General features: G+C 70.6%; 16 protein-coding genes. 8 read left to right on the top strand and 8 right to left on the bottom strand.

The window, feature by feature from the left end:
* Nucleotides 1-73 precede the first annotated feature (73 nt).
* Genes V2J18_RS20130 through V2J18_RS20120 form a run of 3 tightly spaced genes read right to left on the bottom strand, consistent with a single transcriptional unit; the run spans nt 74 to nt 3,290 of the window.
* Nucleotides 74-988: an ABC transporter permease subunit gene (locus tag V2J18_RS20130; protein ID WP_064746673.1), complete on the bottom strand. Its 915-nt coding sequence runs from the start codon at nt 986-988 to the stop codon at nt 74-76.
* Entirely contained in the window at nt 988-1,710 is a 723-nt protein-coding gene (locus V2J18_RS20125; RefSeq protein ID WP_336132701.1) for a VIT1/CCC1 transporter family protein, read from the bottom strand. Before V2J18_RS20125 ends, V2J18_RS20130 begins: the two co-directional genes overlap by 1 nt.
* Complete coding sequence (locus V2J18_RS20120) at nt 1,707-3,290, bottom strand: peptide ABC transporter substrate-binding protein (protein WP_336132700.1); 1,584 nt, start codon at nt 3,288-3,290, stop codon at nt 1,707-1,709. The genes V2J18_RS20125 and V2J18_RS20120 overlap by 4 nt, the downstream gene beginning before the upstream one ends.
* A 278-nt stretch (nt 3,291-3,568) precedes the next feature.
* On the opposite strand from V2J18_RS20120, the gene V2J18_RS20115 reads away from it, so the two are divergent.
* On the top strand, nt 3,569-4,948 hold the full coding sequence (locus tag V2J18_RS20115; protein WP_064746686.1) for a glutamate--cysteine ligase: 1,380 nt from the start codon (nt 3,569-3,571) through the stop codon (nt 4,946-4,948).
* A gap of 38 nt (nt 4,949-4,986) precedes the next feature.
* On the opposite strand, the gene V2J18_RS20110 is transcribed toward V2J18_RS20115, so the two are convergent.
* The 3 genes from V2J18_RS20110 to V2J18_RS20100 all read right to left on the bottom strand — a co-directional run bounded on the left by V2J18_RS20110 (nt 4,987) and on the right by V2J18_RS20100 (nt 7,475).
* The gene (locus V2J18_RS20110; RefSeq protein WP_064746670.1) at nt 4,987-5,562 is read right to left on the bottom strand and encodes a cysteine hydrolase family protein; all 576 of its coding nucleotides are present in this window, start codon (nt 5,560-5,562) and stop codon (nt 4,987-4,989) included.
* A gap of 95 nt (nt 5,563-5,657) precedes the next feature.
* Nucleotides 5,658-6,413: a tetratricopeptide repeat protein gene (locus V2J18_RS20105; protein WP_075574986.1), complete on the bottom strand. Its 756-nt coding sequence runs from the start codon at nt 6,411-6,413 to the stop codon at nt 5,658-5,660.
* 108 nt (nt 6,414-6,521) lie between these two features.
* Nucleotides 6,522-7,475 (bottom strand): DMT family transporter, encoded by a 954-nt coding sequence (locus V2J18_RS20100; protein WP_064746668.1) that lies wholly within the window; start codon nt 7,473-7,475, stop codon nt 6,522-6,524.
* 66 nt (nt 7,476-7,541) lie between these two features.
* Between V2J18_RS20100 and V2J18_RS20095 the strand changes: the two genes are divergently transcribed.
* The 6 genes from V2J18_RS20095 (at nt 7,542) to fghA (ending at nt 14,554) form a co-directional block, all read left to right on the top strand.
* The gene (locus V2J18_RS20095) at nt 7,542-8,471 is read left to right on the top strand and encodes a LysR family transcriptional regulator (RefSeq protein WP_064746667.1); all 930 of its coding nucleotides are present in this window, start codon (nt 7,542-7,544) and stop codon (nt 8,469-8,471) included.
* A gap of 293 nt (nt 8,472-8,764) precedes the next feature.
* Nucleotides 8,765-11,512, top strand: a complete 2,748-nt coding sequence (gene ppc, locus V2J18_RS20090; RefSeq protein WP_336132699.1) for a phosphoenolpyruvate carboxylase — start codon at nt 8,765-8,767, stop codon at nt 11,510-11,512.
* A gap of 380 nt (nt 11,513-11,892) precedes the next feature.
* A complete protein-coding gene (frmR, locus tag V2J18_RS20085) occupies nt 11,893-12,165 on the top strand; it encodes a formaldehyde-responsive transcriptional repressor FrmR (protein ID WP_064746665.1) in 273 nt (90 codons plus the stop codon).
* Nucleotides 12,166-12,287: 122 nt separating this feature from the next.
* On the top strand, nt 12,288-13,397 hold the full coding sequence (locus V2J18_RS20080; RefSeq protein ID WP_064746685.1) for an S-(hydroxymethyl)glutathione dehydrogenase/class III alcohol dehydrogenase: 1,110 nt from the start codon (nt 12,288-12,290) through the stop codon (nt 13,395-13,397).
* A 7-nt stretch (nt 13,398-13,404) separates the two neighbouring features.
* Nucleotides 13,405-13,713: a hypothetical protein gene (locus tag V2J18_RS20075; RefSeq protein WP_064746664.1), complete on the top strand. Its 309-nt coding sequence runs from the start codon at nt 13,405-13,407 to the stop codon at nt 13,711-13,713.
* 10 nt (nt 13,714-13,723) lie between these two features.
* Entirely contained in the window at nt 13,724-14,554 is an 831-nt protein-coding gene (fghA, locus tag V2J18_RS20070; protein ID WP_336132698.1) for an S-formylglutathione hydrolase, read from the top strand.
* Nucleotides 14,555-14,662: 108 nt separating this feature from the next.
* Here the strand turns inward: fghA and V2J18_RS20065 are convergent, their stop codons facing one another.
* Both V2J18_RS20065 and V2J18_RS20060 read right to left on the bottom strand, forming a co-directional pair.
* The gene (locus V2J18_RS20065; protein WP_336132697.1) at nt 14,663-15,007 is read right to left on the bottom strand and encodes a hypothetical protein; all 345 of its coding nucleotides are present in this window, start codon (nt 15,005-15,007) and stop codon (nt 14,663-14,665) included.
* A gap of 159 nt (nt 15,008-15,166) precedes the next feature.
* The gene (locus V2J18_RS20060) at nt 15,167-18,625 is read right to left on the bottom strand and encodes an amidohydrolase family protein (RefSeq protein WP_336132696.1); all 3,459 of its coding nucleotides are present in this window, start codon (nt 18,623-18,625) and stop codon (nt 15,167-15,169) included.
* 386 nt (nt 18,626-19,011) lie between these two features.
* Between V2J18_RS20060 and V2J18_RS20055 the strand changes: the two genes are divergently transcribed.
* The gene (locus tag V2J18_RS20055) at nt 19,012-19,530 is read left to right on the top strand and encodes a MepB family protein (RefSeq protein WP_336132695.1); all 519 of its coding nucleotides are present in this window, start codon (nt 19,012-19,014) and stop codon (nt 19,528-19,530) included.
* Nucleotides 19,531-19,688 lie beyond the last annotated feature (158 nt).

The following is a 19,688-nucleotide window of genomic DNA, read 5'->3' as shown; positions in this document are numbered from 1 at the left end:
CGGGACTAGGGATTCGCAAAAGCGGGCGGCCAGGTTCCGCTCTCTCCCTGATCCCCAATCCCGAATCCCGGCCTCACCGCGGATCCATCCAGGCGCGCAAAGCGTCGACGGCCACGTTGATCGCCACGATCAGGGCGCCGATCGCCAGCACCACGCCCAGCACCAGGGTGTAGTCGCGGTTGAGCGCGCCCTGGACGAAATAGCGGCCCATGCCGGGGATGCCGAACACCTGCTCGACCACCGCCGAACCGGTGACCACGTTGATCAGCGCCGGCGACAGCCAGGCCGCGACCGGCAGCAGCGCCGGCTTGAGCGCATGCGCGAACAGCAGCCGGGTTTCCGACAGGCCGCGGGCGCGCGCAGCGGTCAGGTAGTCGGCCGACAGCGTCTCCAGCAGCGAGGCGCGGGTCAGGCGCGCGCAGTAGGCGATGTTGGGCAGGGCCAGGGCGATCACCGGCAAGACGATGTTGTCCCATTCGCCCCAGCCGCCGGCCGGCAGCCAGTGCAGGCCGACCGCGAACACCAGCACCAGCAAGGGGGCGACGACGAACTTGGGCACCGCCAGGCCGAGCCCGGCCAGGCCCATCAGCAGCCGGTCGGTCCAGCGGCCGGCGCGCAGCGCCGCCCACACGCCCAAGCCGATGCCGAGCAGCAAGGCCAGCAGCAGGGCCAGGCCGCCGTTGAGCATCGACACCGGCAAGGCGTTGGCGATCAGCTGGTTGACGGTGTAATCGGGATATTGGAACGAGGGCCCGAGGTCGCCGCGCACCGCGTCGCCGAGCCAGGCCAGGTATTGCATCGGCAAGGGCTGGTCGAGCCGGTACTGGGCCTCGAGCGCGGCCTGTACCTCCGGCGGCGCGGCTTTTTCGCTGTCGAACGGGCCGCCCGGCGCGGCGCGCAGCAGCACGAAGCACAATGTCGCCAGCAGCCACAGAGTGATCGCCGCCTCCAGCAGGCGCGAACCGAACCGGGCCAGCGCCGGCCGCATCAGACCTGCACGCCGAACAGGCGCCCGACCAGGGTCGCCGCGGCCATCGCCAGCGCGCCCCAGAACGCGACCCGCAACGCGCCGCGCAGCACCGGCGCGCCGCCGGCCCAGGCGGCCAGCGCGCCGGACAGGAACAACGCGGCCAGGGTGGTCGGGATCGCCACCGCCTCGACTTCGCCCGACGGCGCCAGCAACACCGCGCCGATCGGCAGCGCGGCGCCACAGACGAAGGCCAGCGCCGATGCCGCCGCGGCCTGCAGCGGCCGCGCGCGCAAGGTTTCAGTGATGCCCAGTTCGTCGCGGGCGTGGCTGCCGAGCGCATCGTGCGCGGTCAGCTGGCGCGCGACTTCGTGCGCCAGTTCCGGGGTCAGGCCGCGACGCACGTAGATCCGCGCCAACTCCTCCAGTTCGCTGGCCGGGTCCTCGGCCAGTTCGCGCCGTTCCACCGCGATATCGGCGCGCTCGGTGTCGGCCTGCGAACGCACCGACACGTATTCGCCGGCGGCCATCGACATCGCCCCGGCGACCGCGCCGGCGATGCCGCTGGTGAGGATCGCGGCGGCGTCGGCGCCGCTGGCGGCGACGCCGACCACGAGACCGGCGACCGAGACGATGCCGTCGTTGGCGCCGAGCACCGCTGCGCGCAGCCAGCCCACGCGCTCGGAACGGTGGGTCTCGGAATGGCGGCCCAGCGATTGCGGGCGAGAGGCGGATGCGTTCATGGGCTCAGGCTCAACCAGCGGCTGGCGTGACGGTCCAGGGCGTTGGGCTGGAAGCCGCGCACGCGCTCGGAAACCAGATGTTTGGAGGTATAGAAGTACAGCGGGATCGCGGCGTGATCGTTCAGCAGGCGCTGCTCGGCGGCGCGCAGCCAGGCGTTGCGCGCGGCGTCGGTGGCGGCGGCATCGGCGCGCGCCAGCCGCTCGCGGTAGCCGGCGTCGTCGTAGCCGGTCCAGTTGAGCGGCCCGTCGTTGCCGAACGCGGCGAGGAAGTTGCGCGCGTCGGCGAGGTCGCCGATCCAGCCGCCGCGGAAAGCCTGGGTGATCGCGCGCTGCTTGCGGTTCTGCACGAACACCTTCCATTCCTCGTTGCGCAGCCGCACCTGCACGCCCAGGGTCTGCCGCCACATCGCCGCGACCGCCAGCGCCAGGCGCCGGTGCGGGGTCGAAGTGTTGTAGCGCAGCTCCAGGGTCAGCGGATTGCGCGCGGAATAGCCGGCGTAGCGGTACAAAGCGCGCGCATGCGCCTCGCGCTGCGCCTGCGGCAGGTCCGACCAGGCGGCCTGGGCCGGGGTGTAGCCGGCGATGCCCGGCGGCACGGTGCCGTAGGCCGGGGTTTCGCCCAGGCCGGTCACGTAGCGGGTCAGCTTGTCGCGGTCGACCGCCATCGCCAGGGCCCGGCGCAGCGCCAGGGCGCGGTCGTCGCAGCGCGTCGCGCCGGCGGCGCAGGGCGCATCGCGGAACGGCGCGCGGGTGGTGTTGAGGCCGAGCCAGAACGCGCCCAGATAGGGCGACAGGCGCAGTTGCGCGCCGAAGCGCCGGCGCAGCGAGACCAGCGGCTGCGGCGGCACCACCTCGGTGATGTGCAGGTCGCCGGCGGCGAAGCGTTGCAGTTCGGCGGCGGCGTCCTCGGTGACGTGGAAGCGCACGCGCTCGATCGCCACCGCGGCGGCGTCGTGGAAGCGCGGGTTGCGCCGCAGTTGCAGATTGGCCTGCGGGGTCCACGCGGCCAGGGTGTAGGCGCCGTTGGAGACCAGCTGCCCGGGCCGGGTGTGCTGGGCGCCGTGGCGCCGCACGGCCGGCAGGTACACCGGGAACGCGATCGGCAGGGTCAGCAGGGCCGGCAACGAGGCGCTGCGATTGAGCCGGAATTCGACCGTGCGCGGGTCCGGCGCCGACACCCCGAGCCGTTCCGGCGCGACCCGGCCGGCCTGCACCGCCTGGGCCTGATCGAGGGCGTCGAACAGTTCGCCGAACGGCGCTGCGGTGGCCGGCGCGAACGCGCGGCGGAAACTGGCGACGATCTGGCCGGCGTCGAGCGCCTCGCCGTTGCTCCAGCGCAGCCCCGGGCGCAGCACGAAGCGCCAGGTGCGGCCGTCGGCCGAGACCGTCCAGCGTTGCGCCATGCCCGGCACCAGCCGGCCCTGCGCGTCTTCGGTGACCAGGCCTTCGTACAGGTCGCGCAATACGTTGCCGCAGGCGACTTCCTGGCAACGGTGCGCGTCCAGGGTGCTCGGTTCCGGGCCGTTGCCGCGCTCCAGCTGCGTCTGCGCGCTTTGCGCCGGCGACGGTTGGGCAGGCACGGCCGGTGCCGCCAGCGCCAGTAGCAGGGCCGAACCATAGCGTTGCAGGACGGACGTTGTTCGGCGCAAAGCGGGGTCTACACTGCCGGGGTCTTGCGATTGTAGGCGAGCCGCCGCATATCCAGACCCGGAAAGCGTGCAAGGTGGCACGCAACCGGCCGGCCGTCGTACGCCGGGGGCCGGCCGCAGCCGGCCCCGTACCGACGGTCGCCGGTTTCCGCGCAGCGACGCGCGAGCAGGGCATCCCGCCTTGCCGAACAGAATCAAGCGAGGTGGATGTGTCCGGTCCCAGCCAGGTCAAGGAAATCGAGATTCCCGACGTCAAGGCCGGCGGCCGCGACATGCTGATCGAGTACCTGGCCTCGGGCGCGCGCCCGGAGTCGGACTGGAAGATCGGCACCGAACACGAGAAATTCGGTTTCCGCACCGACGACTTGCGCCCGCCGACCTTCGACGGCGAGCGCGGCATCGAGGCGTTGCTCAAGGGACTGGTGCAGTTCGGCTGGACCCCGGTGGAGGAGAACGGCCGGGTGATCGCGCTCAGCCGCGGCCAGGCCTCGGTCTCGCTGGAGCCGGCCGGCCAGCTGGAGCTGTCCGGCGCGCCGCTGGACACCCTGCACGACACCTGCGTCGAAGCGGCGACCCACCTGCGCGAAGTGCGCACCGTCGCCGAGCCGATGGGCCTGGGCTTCCTCGGCATGGGTTTCCAGCCCAAGTGGCGCCGCGACGAGATGCCGTGGATGCCCAAGGGCCGCTACAAGATCATGCGCGAGTACATGCCCAAGGTCGGCAACCTCGGCCTGGACATGATGACCCGCACCAGCACCGTGCAGGTCAACCTCGACGTGCGCGACGAGGCGGACATGGTCAAGAAATTCCGCGTCTCGCTGGCGTTGCAGCCGATCGCGACCGCGCTGTTCGCCGATTCGCCGTTCACCGAAGGCAAGCCCAACGGCTATCTGTCCTATCGATCGCACATCTGGACCGATACCGACCCGGACCGCACCGGCCTGCTCGATTTCGTGTTCGAGGACGGCTTCGGCTACGAGCGCTACGTCGATTACCTGCTCGACGTGCCGATGTACTTCGTCTACCGCGACGGCCGCTACATCGACGCCAGCGGCCAGTCGTTCCGCGACTACCTCGAGGGCAAGCTGCCGGCCTATCCGGACCGGCGTCCGACCCTGAAGGATTGGGCCGACCACACCACCACCGCGTTCCCGGAAGTGCGTTTGAAGAAGTACCTGGAGATGCGCGGCGCCGATTCCGGTCCGTGGAACCGGATCTGCGCGCTGTCGGCGTTCTGGGTCGGCCTGTTGTACGACGCCGAGGCGCTCGACGCGGCCTGGGACCTGGTGCTGGACTTCACCCCGGCCGAACGCCACGCGCTGCGCGACGGCGTGCCCCGGCACGGGTTCCACCTGCCGTTCCGCGACGGCAAGGTGCTGGATCTGGCGCGGCGCGCGCTGGAGATCTCCGCCCACGGCCTCAAGCGGCGCGCGCGCCTGAACCAGCACGGCGCCGATGAATCGATCTATCTGGAGCCGCTGGCCGAGTTCGTGGCCATGGGCAAGAGCCCGGCCGAGCGCAAGCTGGAACTGTTCCACGGCGCCTGGGGCGGCAGCGTCGATCCGGTGTTCAAGGATTTCGCCTACTGAGCGCAGGCGGCCGCTTCGCCGCGGCCCGCGCCGCTGGTTCAGGCGCCGAAATCGACCTGTTCGGCGTCGGCGATCGTCGCCACCGTCGTCAGCATCTCCAGCGCCGCGCGGCGCCGCTGCGGATCGGCGCTGGCGCACAGGTCGCCGACCACGGTCACCTCGAAGTCGCGATCGTGCGCATCGCGCGCGGTGGTCTGCACGCCGGTCTCGGTACTGACCCCGCAGATCGTCACGCGGCGGATCGCCGCCGCATGCAGACGCGCTTCCAGGTCGGTGTCGAACAGCGCGCTGACCCGCGGCTTGGTCACGATCCAGTCGCGCGGGCCGACCAGCAGGCCGTCATGCAAGCGGGTGCCCCAGTCGCCGTCGCGCAGGGCGCCGAGTTCGGCCGCGCGGCCGAACAGCGGCGAATGCCGCGGCAGGTCGGAGTAATCCGGCGCGAACGCCACCCGCACCATCGCCACCGTCGCGCCGGCGGCGCGGGCGCGCGCGCTCAGGCGATTGCAGCGCGCGATCAGTCCGCTTTCGCGCACCGCCTCGGCGGCGCGGGCGAGCTCGCCGTCGGGGTGGACGATGTCGTTGATCAGATCGATCACGATCAGGGCGGTATTCATGGGCAGGGCTCCGGAGGCGCGCGGCCAGCGCCGGCGTTCGCTTGACGCGACCGTGATAGCCGGTCCGGCGTGGACGCCGCGTCCAGGCGCGGCACTCAGCAGGCGGTCAGCCGCTTGTCGAGCGCGCGCAATCGGTCGAGTTCGGGCTTGTGCAGACGGCGCACATGGGCCGGCAAGCGTTGCGCGCGCGCCAGCGTCTGCGCGCACAACTCGCGCGCGCGGCCGTTTTCGCCCCAGTCGGCCAGGCATTGCGCGTAATGCGCATGGGCCTGGAAGCCGCTGCTGTAGCCGGTCAGTGCGTCGAACTCTTCGCGCGCCTTGGCCCGGTCGCCGGTCGCCGCGACCGCGCGCGCGTAGATCAGATGCCCGTCGGCGGAGCGGTAATCGGGACGCCTGGCGATCAGCACGTCGAGCAATTGCCGCGCCTGCGCCGCCTCGCCGCTTTCGAGCAGGGCGCGCGCCAGGCGCACCTGAATGTCCGGATCGTCGCGATGGATGCCGCTGAGCGCGCCGCGGTAGTGCGCCAGCGCGTCGCCGGCGCGTCCGGCGTCGAGCAGGGCATCGGCCAGCCGCAGGCGGTGTTCGGTGGTCGCGGCGGTATCGAAGGCGTCCTGCGCTTCGCGCAGGGCGCGATCGGGGTCGAGCAGGCGGCGCACGTTGCCGGCCAGGGCGCGGCCGTGGCGACTGTGGCGTTGTTCCGGCAACCACACCGCGAACGCGTAGACCACGCTGCCGAGCAGCGGGAACATGAAAAGCACCATCAGCCAGTAGCGGTCCTGGCCGCTGCGCACCGCGTGGACGGCGAAGTACAGGGCGACGACGACGTGCACGCCCATTCCCAAGTACGGCATTGGTATTCCCTGGCCGAGTGAGTTCCTGGCCTCAGTGTCGGCATTCTCTGCGTCCGGCGCCAGCGTCGCGCCCCGCCGTCCGTCGCCGCAGCAACGGCACGAATGCGCCTAGAAATGCGACAGGCCACGAGCGCCGCTCTGCGATGCCCTGGTTTCCATGTCCGACGGCGCGGCGGCACGGCGCAGCGCGATCGCCGCTCCAACGACGATCAGCGCCGCGCCGAACCAGGTCGACGCGCCGGCGATGCGACCGAACAGCCATCCGTCCAGCGCCGCCCCGACCGGCACCGCCACATACATCAGCGGCGCCAGGGTGGAGGCGTTGCCGAGGCCGCGATAAGCGAGGTCGCGCAGCGACTGGCTGCCGAGGCTGCACAGCGACATGCCGAGCAGCGCTGCGACCAGCATCCAGGCCGGCTGCGCCGCCAGCGCGGCCGGGTCGATCCGCGTCGCACCCCAGGCCGCCAGCGGCAGCGCTACCAGCGAGGCCTGCAGGTACAGCTTGAACTGGTTGCGGAACGGCGGCTGATGCTGCGCGCTGCGGTAGAACAGCACCTGCGAGGCGGCCATGGCGAAACCGCCGCACAGCGACAACGCGGCCAGCCGGTCCAGTCCGCGGGCGCCGGGATCGAGCACCGCCGCCACGCCGCAGAAGCCGATCGCCAGGCCGCCCAGCGCCGGCCCGCGCAGGCGCTCGCCGAGCCAGGCCCAGGCGATCAGCGGAATGAACAAGGGGCCGGTGTTGTACAGCAGCACCGCCTGCAGCAGATCGCCGTGGATCGCGGCGTAGACGAAGCAGCCCTGCGAGATCACCACGCAGACCGCGCGCACCCAGGCCGGTCGGTCGGCGAAAGAGACCACCGCACGCCAGTCGTCGCGTCCGGCCAGCGCGACCAGGGCCAGGCCGGGCAGGAAGAAGCGCGCCCAGATCACCAGTTCGGGCGGCAAGCCGACGGTGTAGCGGGTCAGCAGGCCGAGCACGGCCAGGCAGACCGAGGCGGCGGCCATCAGGCCGGCGCGCAGGAGCAGGGGGCGGGCGGCAACGGAAGGGTGGGCGGGCATGTGGTAAATCTAGGTCGCTCCTGTCCGTGTAAAAATCTCGAAATCCGAGCCAGGCGGTAAGTTTTCATGACCATCAGCGATCCGCCCCCGCGACGCCTGCCGGCGCTGCGTGCCCTGCAGGCCTTCGCCGCGGTGGTGCGCTACGGCGGCATGCGCCGCGCCGCCGAGCGCCTGCACCTGAGCCATGCCGCGTTGAGCCAGCACGTCCAGCACCTGGAAGAGGCCTTCGGCCTGCGCTTGCTCGACCGCAGCGGCGGTCGGGCGCGGCCGACGCCGCTCGGGCGCGAGTACGGCGAAGCCTTGATCGACGGCTTCGAGCGCATCGAAGCGGCCACCGCACGCCTGCGCGCGCGTGGCGACGAGAGCCGGCGCTGGTTGCTGGGCGCGCCGACCAGCCTCAGCGTCAGCCTGCTGTTGCCGCGCCTGGACGAGTTCGCCGCCCGCGCCGGCGCCGAGGTGCAACTGTTCTGCCCGGCCAATGCCGACGATCTGGCCCAGGGACGCGTGCATGCCTTGTTGATGCATCGCGATCCGCTCGCGCTGGGACTGCGCGGCGAGTTGCTGTTCGAACAGGCGCTGCAGCCGGTGGCGGCGCCGGCGCTGGCCGCGCGGCTGGACCGGGAGCGCTGGTGGCTGGATCGCGCGCCCGGCGCGCGCCTGCTGCACGTGACCAGCGAAGGCTGGCGCGAGGATTGGCCGCAGTGGTTCGGCGACGACCCGGCGCACTGGCCGCTGCCGCATCTGGGCCTGTCCTCGCCGTTGCCGGCGCTGAGCGCGGCGCTGGCCGGGCAGGGCGTCGCGCTGTTGTATCCGCGGCTGATCGCCGAGCCGCTGGCGCGCGGCGCACTGGTGCCGCTGCCGTGTCCGCAGCCGCCGCCGGTGCGGCGGGTGTATCTGGCCTGGTTGCCGGAGGCGCACGGCAGCGCCCGGCTGGAGCGTCTGCGCGAATGGGTCACGGTCTTGTTGCGCGACGACGAGGCGCCGCCGTCGCCGTGAGTCGCGCGATGCGGGCGGCGTACGGCACACCGCCGATCGCGACCGCATCGCGGCGTGGCCGCGTGCGCCGTGGCGCGGCCGGTGTGCGACGCGGGTCGCCGCATATGCTCAGTAGCAAACGTCCTAAGCCGCGCAGGTAGCCGCCGTCGCAACGCTAAGTGACGGACGCGACAGGTCTCGCGCGTCGCCGACGCGCGACGGTGAAAAAGTTGCAACGGAAACGATCGCCTGCGGCGCGCAATGCCGCGCCCGTGACTTGGATTCGTCTCGCACAGGTGTTGTAGCCTTGAAGGATGAATGCCCTTCTCGATACCAGCGACGAACCGTTGCGCGCCGTAGACTTCGCTTCCACCGACGCCTTGCTGCGCGACGACGTCAAAACGCTGGGCGCATTGGTCGGTGAGATTCTCGCCGAACAGCGCGGGCAGGACTTCCTCGACGCCGTCGAGCGCCTGCGCCGCGCCGCGATCCGTCGCCGCGAAGCGCAGGCGCCGATCGGCGCGTTGGCCGATGCCTTGGCCGACACCGATCCGGAACAGGCCGGCGATCTGGTGCGGGCGTTTGCGACCTATTTCCAGGCGGTCAACCTGGCCGAACGTGTGCACCGCATTCGCCGCCGCCGCGACTACGAACGCAGCGGCGCCGGCGCCCAGCCCGGCGGCCTGCGCGATGCGCTCGGCGCCCTGGCGCGCCAGGGCGTCAGCGCCGAAGAAGTGGTCGCGCTGCTGGCGCGGCTGCGGATCGAGCCGGTGTTCACCGCCCACCCGACCGAAGCGGTGCGGCGCGCGCTGCTGGAGAAAGAGCGCACCATCGTCTCCTGTCTGGTCGATGACATCGACCGCGGCCGCACTCCGGCCGAGCGCCGCGCCGACCGCGAGCGCATCCGCCTGGCCCTGACCGCGAGCTGGCAGACCGCCGAGGCGCCGGCGGTCAAGCCCAGCGTCGCCGACGAGTTCGAGCACGTCGGTTTCTATCTGTCTGAGGTGCTGTACCGGGTGCTGCCGGTGTTCTACGAGATGTTCGAGGAGGCCCTGCGCGAAACCTACGGCGCCGGCGCGTCCTTGCCCGACGTGCTCGGCTTCGGCACCTGGGTCGGCGGCGACATGGACGGCAACCCCAACGTCGGCGCGGACACCATCGCCGCCACCCTGGCCGGGCAGCGCGCGCTGGTGCTCAACGCTTACCGGCGCGAGCTGGGGGCGCTGGCCGAATTGCTCAGCCAGTCGGTCAGCCGGGTGCGGGTCGACGACGCGGTGCTGGCGCGGGTCGAGGACTATCGCTATCAGCTGCCCAAGGCCGCCGCGCTGCTCAGGCCGCGCCATGCCGACATGCCCTACCGCAACCTGCTCAACCTGATGTCGGCGCGGCTGCAGGCCACGCTCGACGAGAGCGTGCACGGCTATCCCGATGCCGCCGCATTCCTGGCCGACATCGCCCTGATCGAGCGCAGCCTGGCCGCGCACCAGGGCGCGCACGCCGGCGGCTTCGCCGTGCGCCGCCTGCGTCGCCGCGCCGAATGCTTCGGCTTCCATCTCGCCAGCCTGGACCTGCGCCAGGATTCGGCCACCCACGACGCCGCACTGGCCGCGCTGCTCGACGAACCGGACTGGGCCGCGCTCGACGTCGCCGCGCGTGCCGCGCGCCTGCACGGCGTGCTCGACGGCGAGGCGCCGGCTCCGCGCAGCGCCGCCGCCGCCGCGCAACCGACCCTGGACGTGTTCCGCGCCGTGGCCCGCCTGCGCCCGCGCTACGGCGAGCGCGCCTTCGGTCCCTACATCGTCAGCATGAGCCGCAGCGCGGCCGATGCGCTGGCGGTGCTGGCCCTGGCCAAGACCGCCGGCTGCGCCGAGCGCGACGGCCGGGTGCCGCTCGACGTCGCGCCGCTGTTCGAAACCGTCGACGACCTCGACGCCGCCGCCGACACCTTGCGCGCCTTGTTCGCCGACCCGGTGTATCGCGACCACCTGCGCCTGCGCGGCAATCGCCAGGTGGTGATGCTGGGCTATTCCGACAGCGCCAAGGACGGCGGCATGCTGGCCTCGCGCTGGGCGCTGCACCGCACCCAGAGCGCGCTGACCGCGCTGGCCACCGAAAGCGGCGTGCGCATCGCCTTCTTCCACGGCCGCGGCGGCTCGATCAGCCGCGGCGGCGGCAAGACCGAGCGCGCGGTGATCGCCGCGCCGCGCGGCTCGGTCGACGGCTATCTGCGCCTGACCGAGCAGGGCGAAGTGATCCATCGCAAGTACGGCATCCGCGCGCTGGCGCTGCGCAACCTGGAGCAGACCACCGGCGCGGTGCTGCGCGCGACCCTGCGCCCGCGTCCGCCGGAACCGCGCGGCGACGGCTGGCGCGCGCTGGCCGCGGAGCTGGCCGCCGCCGCGCGCGCGCATTACCGTGCGCTGGTGCACGACGACGAGCTGTTCCCGGCGTATTTCCGCGCCGCCACCCCGATCGACGTGATCGAGCGCCTGCGCATCGGCTCGCGCCCGGCCAAGCGCGCCGGCGCCGGCGACATCGGTTCGCTGCGCGCGATTCCGTGGGTGTTCGCCTGGTCGCAGAACCGCGCCGGGCTGACCGCCTGGTACGGCGTCGGCACCGCGCTCGAGCGTGCCCTGCGCGATCATGGCCGCGACGCGTTGGCGGAAATGGCGCGCGACTGGATGTTCTTCGGCACCCTGATCGACGATCTGGAAATGGTCCTGGCCAAATCCGACCCGGCGATCTTCGAACGCTACTCGATGCTCGCCCGCGACCTGCCCGAAGGCGATCTGCACGCGCGTTTCCATCCGGGCATTGCCGAGGAGTTCGAACGCACCCGTCGCGCGGTGCTGGCGATCAAGGGCAGCGACGAACTGCTGGCCGGCGATCATCGCCTGCGCCAGTCGATCCGCCTGCGCAACCCCTACGTCGACCCGATCAGCCTGCTGCAAGTCGACCTGTTGGCGCGCTGGCGCGCCGCCGGTCGTCCCGACGACATCCTGCAGCAGGCCTTGGTGGCGACGGTCAACGGCATCGCGGCGGGCGTGCAGAACACGGGGTGAAGCCGGGATTGGGGATTTGGGATTGGAGATTCGCAAAGCGGGTCGCTCGGCATTGGGGTAGGAGCGGCGCGAGCCGCGACCGCCGAAGCGGTTAAATCCCTCGCCCCCTTCCCAAACCCGTCTTCCGCCAGCGCTGGCGACGATCGACCGCTGCGCGCGCGCTTCGGCCGCCGTGCTTGCGAACACCGCTTCGGTGGTCGCGGCTTACGCCGCTGCTACAGACGCGCGCGTCCGGACGAGCGCATCGTCCTTGCCGGTTCGCGCCGCTCTGACCTTCAAAGCGGTTCTTGCCCGCGAATCCCCAATCTCCAATCCCCGACCCCGTCTTTCTGATACTATAGGGGGGTATAGGATACGATCGCATCCCGGAGCCCGCCGCCATGCCGCATTCGCCGGAAGAGAAAAAACGCGTCCTGACCCGGGTGCGCCGGATCAAGGGCCAGACCGAGGCCCTGGAGCGCGCGCTCGAGGCCGGCAGCGACTGCGCGGCGGTGCTGCAGCAGATCGCGGCGATCCGCGGCGCGATCAATGGGCTGATGTCGGAGGTGCTGGAAAGCCATATCCGCGAGGAACTCGGCCAAGCCGTGGCCGACCGCGGCCGCAACGCCAGCATCGACGAGATCGCCGCGCTGGTGCGCTCGTACCTGAAATGAAACCGTATTCGAAATAGCCTCGTCGCGGCCGCGCACCGCGTCGGATCAGATCCGTTCCACGTTCGTCCTTGTTTCCCTTCCCGGGACGCCACCACCAGGAGACATCGCCCATGAGCCGGGTCATCAAGAGCCGCGCCGCCGTCGCTTTCGCCGCCGGCCAGCCCCTGCAGATCGTCGAGATCGACGTCCAGCCGCCGCAGGCCGGCGAAGTGCTGGTGCGCATCGCCGCCACCGGCGTGTGCCACACCGATGCGTTCACCCTCAGCGGCGACGACCCGGAAGGTTTGTTCCCCGCCGTGCTCGGCCACGAAGGCGGCGGCGTGGTGGTCGAGGTCGGTGAGGGCGTGACCAGCGTCAAGCCGGGCGATCACGTGATCCCGCTGTACACGGCCGAATGCCGCCAGTGCAAGTTCTGCCTGTCGGGCAAGACCAATCTGTGCCAGGCGGTGCGCGCGACCCAGGGCCGCGGCCTGATGCCGGACGGCACCAGCCGCTTCAGCTACAACGGCCAGCCGATCCACCACTATATGGGCTGCAGCACCTTCAGCGAGTACACGGTGGTGGCCGAAGTCTCGCTGGCGGTGGTCAACCCCGCCGCGCCGCTGGAGAAGGTCTGCCTGCTCGGCTGCGGCGTCACCACCGGCATCGGCGCGGTGCACAACACCGCCAAGGTGCAGCCGGGCGACACGGTCGCGGTGTTCGGCCTCGGCGGCATCGGCCTGGCGGTGATCCAGGGCGCGGTGCAGGCCAGGGCCGGGCGCATCATCGGCGTCGATACCAACCCGGGCAAGTTCGAACTGGCCAAGGCGATGGGCGCGACCGACTGCGTCAATCCCAAGGACCACGCGCGTCCGATCCAGGACGTGCTGGTCGAGATGACCGACGGCGGCGTCGATTTCAGCTTCGAATGCATCGGCAACGTCGAGGTCATGCGCTCGGCGCTGGAGTGCTGCCACAAGGGCTGGGGCGAGTCGGTCATCATCGGCGTCGCCGGCGCCGGCCAGGAAATCCGCACTCGCCCGTTCCAGTTGGTCACCGGCCGGGTCTGGCGCGGCTCGGCCTTCGGCGGGGTCAAGGGCCGCACCCAGCTGCCGGGCATGGTCGAGCAGGCGATGAAGGGCGAGATCGACCTGGACCCCTTCATCACCCACACGCTGCCGCTGGAACGCATCAACGAGGCCTTCGATCTGATGCACGAGGGCAAGTCGATCCGGACCGTGATCCACTACTGAGACGGCGATGAAGTACGTCCAGGTCGTCGACAGTGCGATCAACTGCACCTACGACGTGTTCGCCGTCGAGGACGCGGACTTCGATCTGTTGTATCCGCCGGGCCAGAACGTGGCCTTCATCGACGAGGTTCTGGCGCGGCATCCGCCGCGCGCGCTCGAGCCGGTGTTCGAGCGCCTGTGGCGCAACCGCGTGCCCAAGCGCGAAGCGATGGGCCTGCACGGCCTGCTGTTTTACGACATGGAACACAAGAAGCCGTTCTACCCGCAGCGTGTGGACGAACTGGCGATCAACCCGAACGGATCCACGCTGCGCTGAGAGCCCCGACATGGAACGAATCGAATCCCACGCCTGCCACGGCGGACGCCAGGAAGTCTGGTCGCATACCGCGACCACGCTCGGCTGCACGATGCGCTTCGGCGTCTACTTGCCGCCGCAGGCCGAGCGCGAAGACTGTCCGGTGCTGTACTGGCTGTCCGGGCTGACCTGCACCGAGCAGAACTTCATCACCAAGGCCGGCGCGCAGCGCTACGCCGCCGAGCACGGGTTGATTCTGGTCGCGCCGGACACCAGTCCGCGCGGCGACGGCGTGCCGGATGCGGAGGGCTACGACCTCGGCCAGGGCGCCGGGTTCTACCTCAACGCGACCCGGCCGAAGTGGGCCGGCCACTTCCGCATGTACGACTATGTGGTCGAGGAGTTGCCGGCGCTGGTCGACGCGCATTTCCCGACCGGCAGCGCACGCGGCATCAGCGGCCATTCGATGGGCGGCCACGGCGCGCTGACCATCGCGTTGAAGAACCCGGGCCGCTACCGCAGCGTATCGGCGTTCTCGCCGATCGCCGCGCCGTCGCAAAGCCCGTGGGGCGAGAAGGCTTTCAGCGCCTATCTCGGCGACGACCGCGAAGCCTGGAAAGCCTGGGACGCGACCGCGCTGGTCGCAGGCGCGCGCGAACGCCTGCCCTTGTTGATCGACCAGGGCGACGCCGACGAGTTCCTGGTGCCGCAGCTCAAGCCCGAGCTGCTGCGCATCGCCTGCGAAGTCGCCGGCCACCCGCTGCAGCTGCGGATCCGCTCCGGTTACGATCACAGCTACTACTTCATCGCCAGCTTCATCGGCGAGCACATCGCGCACCACGCCGCGGCGCTGCGCGGCTGAGAGCGGGCCGCCCGCGTCGCACCCGTGCGGCGCGCGACGGCGTCGGGACGAATCGCGAGAGCGGCGAGCCGCTCTCGCTGGCTGCGCTCGACCCGCTGCCCGCGGCGCTCAGGCCGCGGTAACGTCCCGCAACTCCCACCCGCTGCCTGCCAGCAGGCGCAGCCGGTGCTTGATGATCGTGCCCGACAGCGCGGTGGTGGCGATCAGATCGATGCGCAGATCGCGTTGCTCGCCGTGCACGGTCGCCGCCGGATCGGTGGCGCCGAGGCTGGGGTCGACCTCGTCCGGATCGGGCTGCTTGGCGCGCCAGCGTTCGAACAAGCCGTCGCCGCGCAGCGCGGCCTGCAGCTCTTCGGCGAAGCCTTCGGCGCTGACCGCGCGGAACGACAGCGCGGCGTCGCTGCCGCGGGCGCGTTCGCCGTCGGGCAGGGTGAGGTAGTAGCGGGTGGCCATGCGCGCTCTCTGCTTGAACGAGGCGCTCAGGGTAAGCGCGCCGGCCTCTGTCCGCCGTGAACGCGCCCGCGCTCCGGGGCCGGGCGAGGGGCGGCGTTCATGCTCGCCGCCCGCTCGCGCTGTGCGGCCCGTCGCAACGGCGACGGGCCGCACGCCGCGTCACTCGTCGTCGTGGTCGTGCGCCGAATGCACGCCGTGACCCTTGGGGCAATGGCAGACCGAAGTCGGGCCGTACTCCAGGCCGAAGGTCTGGCCGTCGCGGTGGCGCTGCCAATAGAAGTTCGGCGCCTTTTCGCCGCGGTTGCCGAGTTCGGCCATGTCGGCGTCGACGTCGAACAATCGGCCGTCGACCATCACGTAGCGGGTGTCGATGGTCGAGCGGATGTTCTCCAGCGGATTGCTGTTGAGCACCACCAGGTCGGCCTTCTTGCCGGCTTCCAGCGAGCCCAGCTGCTTGGACAGGCCGAGGTAGTCGGCGCCGTCGATGGTCGCTGCGCGCAGCGCTTCGAAATTGCTGAAACCGCCCTGCGGCAGCATCCAGATCTCCCAGTTGGCCGACAGGCCCTGCAACTGGCCGTGGCCGCCGATCTGGATCTTGACCCCGGCGTCGCGCAGCTTCTTCACCGACTTGGCGACCTGGACGTGCCAGTAGTCCCAGTCCGGCGCGGTCTCGCGCCGGATCGAGCGGGCGTCCAGGGTTTCGCGCGGGAAGAAGCGGTTGAGCTTCTTGTCCTCCCATACGTTGTCGCGCGCATACCACCAGTACTCGCCGGACAGGCCGCCGTAGCTGACCACCAGGGTCGGGGTGTTGCGCACGTCGGTCTGCCGCCACAGTTCCAGCACGTCCTTGTACAGCGGCGCGACCGGGAGGTTGTGCTCGATGCCGGTGACGCCGTCGAGGATCATCGGCAGATTGTGGTTGAGGGTCGAGCCGCCTTCCTCGACCACCAGCATGCCCAGCTCGCGCGCGGCCTGGTTGATCTGCTGGTGCTGTTCGCGTCGCGGCTGGTTGTAGCTCTTGACCGAGAACGCGCCGTTGGCCTTCATCCGGCGCAGGTGGCTGCGGGCGTCGTCGATCGAGTTGACCACCGCCTTGAAGTCGCCGTCGGCGCCGTACAGGATCGTACCGGTCGAGAACACGCGCGGGCCGACCATCTTGCCGGCCTTGAGCAGCTCGGCTTCGGAGAACACGAACTCGGTGGTGGCCGAGGGGTCGTGCATGGTGGTGATGCCGAACGCGAGGTTGGTGTAGTAGGCCCAGTTCTGCTGCGGCACCACGCCCTGGCCGAAATGCGCGGCATGCGCGTGCACGTCGACATAGCCCGGCAGAATGGTCTTGCCGCGGGCGTCGATGCTGCGCGCGCCGGCCGGCACCGCGACCGAGCCGCTGGGCCCGACCGCGACGATGCGATCGCCGCGCACCACCACGGTGCCGTCCTCGATCACTTCCTGCTCGGTCTCGGAGTTGCGCATGGTCACCACCCGGGCATGGGTGAAGGCGACCGTGTCCTGCGCCGCGTACACCGGCAGCTCCAGCCCGACCCGGACCCCGGCCTCGTCGGCCGACGGCTTGGGCAGGGTCGCCGGCGCGCCCGGCAGGAAGCCGAAGGCCTGGTTGAGCGGGCGCGAGTGGTAGCGGTCGCCGACCATCCAGTGCAGCGACTTGGAATCGGCGGCCCAGTGCAGATAGCTGCCGACATCGGCGCTGACCTGGGTCACCGGCATCGCCTTGCTGTCGCGGCTGAGCTCGACCGGACCGGTGCCGCCGGTCATCAGCGGCGCGACGTAGGCATTGAACAGCTCGGTGAAAGCCACCCACTTGCCGTCTGGGCTCAGGCTGACCGAGTCGACGTACTTCAGGCTGTAGACTTCGCGCGGCTCTTCGCCGTGCAGGCCGACCGACATCAGCTTCTTCTTCAGTCCGCCGCCGGTCAGGTAGAACACGCGCGTGCCGTCGGCGCTGAACTGCGGCGCCTCGCCGCTGTCGGCGACGCGCACCGGCTTGCCGCCGTCGGCGTTCATCACGTAGATGCCGCGGTCGACCGACCACAGGCTGCCGGTGAGCCCGCCGCCGCCGCTCTTGGCGTAGACGATGCGCTTGCCGTCCGGCGAGAAGCGCGGGCCGTAGTAGAAGCCCTTCTCCTGGGTCAGGCGCTTGCCGCCGCCACCGCCGGCCGAGGCGACGTAGATCGCGCTCAGCGCATCGTCCGACCAGGTCGTGTACAGCAGCTTGCTGCCGTCGGCGCTGAAGCTGGGCTGGTATTCGTAGAGGTTGTCGTTGCCGGTCAGGCGCTCGGGCTTTCCGTCGGGCAGGCGCTTGCGCCACAACTGACCGACCGCGTGGAACACCAAGGTCTTGCCGTCGGCGCTGGTGGCGACGTCGCGGATCATCTTCGGCGCGAAACGGCCTTCTTCGAGGGTCTGCTCGAAGCGCAGCGGCGCGGTCACGGTCTGCTCGACCGCGGCGGTGAACGGGATCGGCTGCGGTTTGCCGTCGCCGATCGCGACCCGCCACAGCTTGCCCTGGGCCCAGATCACCACCGCCTTGGAATCCGGAGTCCAGTCGAAGTTGGCGTAGGGGCCGAAGATCGCCCAGGCTTCCTGCATGTCGTGCGACAGGCCGTCCCAGACCGGGCGCGCTTCGCCGCTGGCGAGGTCGAACACGTGCAGCACCGATTTATCGCGCACGCGTTTGACGAAAGCCAGCGACTTGCCGTCCGGCGAGGGCTGCGGCCGCACCGCGCCGCCGGCGGTGTCGATCAGGGTGTCGCTCTTGCCGGTCTGGCGGTCCAGGCGCTTGATTGCGTAGATGGTGTCGTGCGGGTTCTTGTTGTACTGGAAGCTCGGGCCCGGGGTGACGTCTTCGGAGTAATAGACGTAGCGGCCGTCCGGCGACACCGCCGGCTCGCCCAGGTCCTGCTGGTCGTTCTTCTGTTTGGTCAGTTGCAGGCCGCCGCCGCCGCCGGCGGCGTGATAGATCCACAGCTCGCCGGCGCCGAGCGAGCGCTCGCCGGTGAAGTGCTTGCGGCCGATCAGGAACTGGCCGTCGGGCGTCCAGGCCGGGTTGTTGAGCAGGCGGAAGTCTTCCTTGGTCACCTGGGTCGGCTGGCTGCCGTCGGCGCGCATGCGCCACAGGTTATTGCCGCCGCCGCGGTCGGACGTGAAGGCGATCTCGCGGCCGTCCGGCGAGAAGCGCGGCTGCACGTCCCAGGCCGGGCCGCCGCTGATGCGTCGCGCCTGGCCGCCGCCGATCGGCAGCAGGTAGATGTCGCCGAGCAGGGAGAAGGCGATTTCGCGGCCGTCGGGCGAGACGTCGAGGTCGATCCAGGTGCCTTCGTCGGTGTCGAAGCGCACCGCCTTGGTCGGGCCGTGGGCGGCGGTGACGTCCCATTTCTTGTCGTCGGCCGCAGCGCCGGGCTTGCTCGCGCCCTTGGCGGTCTGCGCCGGCGCGCGCGCCGGATCGGTGCCGGCCGGTTTGAGCGCATCCTGCTCGAGCTGGGCGGCGGGTGTGTCGCCTTGCTGCTTGTCCTGCGGCGCGGGTTGGGGCGGGGTCTGGGCGAGCGCCGGCGCGGCGAACGCGCTGGCCAGGGCGAGGGCGAGCAGATGGAGACGGGGCATCGAGCGGCTACCTGGGAACGGGCTAGGGGTCGAGCCTAACCGCTGCCTCGGTGCCGGGGCCTGGGCTGGAAGTCGTGGCCGAGGCATAGCAATGCCATCGGGCGACGGCTTGCGATGCCTGTCGTGCGTGGATACCGGCTATTGCGCTGCCGCGGTGGTCCGGGGCCGTCGCCACTGCGGCGCGGCATGGCGCTCGCCTGATTCCCGCGGCGATGTCGGGGCGGTGGCGTTCGAGCGCGGTTGCATGGAAATGGCCAACGCTTGCGTTGGCCCGGTTGTCGAGGACGGGCGTCGCGGCGGCTTGCCGAAACTGTGCCTGGCCGGGCCGAACATCGGTTGTTACCCTGGACGCCGCGATGCAATCGAGCGGGGATTCGAGCGTAAGGATGTGCGATAGCAATCTGCCGGAAGGCCTGATCTTCTCGCTGCGGCATGTCTACGCTGCGGCAGGCATGCAGACGAGCGCTGCGCCGGTGCGCGAACTCGAGGGAAGCGAATACGGCGCCTGCAGGCTCGGTCTGGAGGGCCGTTCCGTGGTGTTTCGCGAAGCCCGGGTCACACCGAAGAAGATCGGACAGTTCGTGACGATGTGGAAACGTTCGTCGCCCGATGGGCCGATCGCGCCGTTGGACGCCGGCGACGCGGTGGATTTCGTGGTGGTCTGGGTGGCGGAGGCCGGCCGGCGCGGGCAGTTCGTCTTCGACCGCGCCACCCTGATCGATCGCGACGTCATGTCCGAACAGGGGCTCGGCGGAAAGCGGGCGATCCGGGTGTATCCGCCGTGGAGCCGTCCCGTGGCGAAACAGGCGTTGGCCACGCAACGTTGGCAGGCCGATCGCTTCCTGGGCGTCGGCGCGGACGGTGGCGTCGATGTCCGGCGGGTACTCGGGTTGTTCGGCGCTTGAACGGCGGCCGGCGACAGTTCGCTGTGGCCGAATGCTTGCCGCGATGGAACTTGGATTCCCGTCTTCGCGGGGATGACGAGCAGAAGACGAGCACCAAAGCGAGACGCCCGTTTTAGCCTTTTCCCGAATCCCGAATCCCGAATCCCGAATCCCGAATC

This window comes from Lysobacter firmicutimachus (genome assembly GCF_037027445.1).
GTDB lineage: Bacteria > Pseudomonadota > Gammaproteobacteria > Xanthomonadales > Xanthomonadaceae > Lysobacter > Lysobacter firmicutimachus.
Note: the sequence above shows the minus strand (reverse complement) of the source record. Positions and strands in the feature narration are given on the sequence as shown.

Excerpts from the sequence above, each read along its gene's own strand:
- ppc (WP_336132699.1), top strand. The coding sequence starts at position 8,765 with ATGAATGCCCTTCTCGATACCAGCGACGAACCGTTGCGCGCCGTAGAC.
- V2J18_RS20060 (WP_336132696.1), bottom strand. The coding sequence starts at position 18,625 with ATGCCCCGTCTCCATCTGCTCGCCCTCGCCCTGGCCAGCGCGTTCGCC.
- fghA (WP_336132698.1), top strand. The coding sequence starts at position 13,724 with ATGGAACGAATCGAATCCCACGCCTGCCACGGCGGACGCCAGGAAGTC.
- V2J18_RS20130 (WP_064746673.1), bottom strand. The coding sequence starts at position 988 with ATGCGGCCGGCGCTGGCCCGGTTCGGTTCGCGCCTGCTGGAGGCGGCG.
- V2J18_RS20055 (WP_336132695.1), top strand. The coding sequence starts at position 19,012 with ATGTGCGATAGCAATCTGCCGGAAGGCCTGATCTTCTCGCTGCGGCAT.
- V2J18_RS20065 (WP_336132697.1), bottom strand. The coding sequence starts at position 15,007 with ATGGCCACCCGCTACTACCTCACCCTGCCCGACGGCGAACGCGCCCGC.
- V2J18_RS20105 (WP_075574986.1), bottom strand. The coding sequence starts at position 6,413 with ATGCCGTACTTGGGAATGGGCGTGCACGTCGTCGTCGCCCTGTACTTC.
- V2J18_RS20095 (WP_064746667.1), top strand. The coding sequence starts at position 7,542 with ATGACCATCAGCGATCCGCCCCCGCGACGCCTGCCGGCGCTGCGTGCC.
- V2J18_RS20100 (WP_064746668.1), bottom strand. The coding sequence starts at position 7,475 with ATGCCCGCCCACCCTTCCGTTGCCGCCCGCCCCCTGCTCCTGCGCGCC.
- frmR (WP_064746665.1), top strand. The coding sequence starts at position 11,893 with ATGCCGCATTCGCCGGAAGAGAAAAAACGCGTCCTGACCCGGGTGCGC.
- V2J18_RS20125 (WP_336132701.1), bottom strand. The coding sequence starts at position 1,710 with ATGAACGCATCCGCCTCTCGCCCGCAATCGCTGGGCCGCCATTCCGAG.
- V2J18_RS20075 (WP_064746664.1), top strand. The coding sequence starts at position 13,405 with ATGAAGTACGTCCAGGTCGTCGACAGTGCGATCAACTGCACCTACGAC.
- V2J18_RS20110 (WP_064746670.1), bottom strand. The coding sequence starts at position 5,562 with ATGAATACCGCCCTGATCGTGATCGATCTGATCAACGACATCGTCCAC.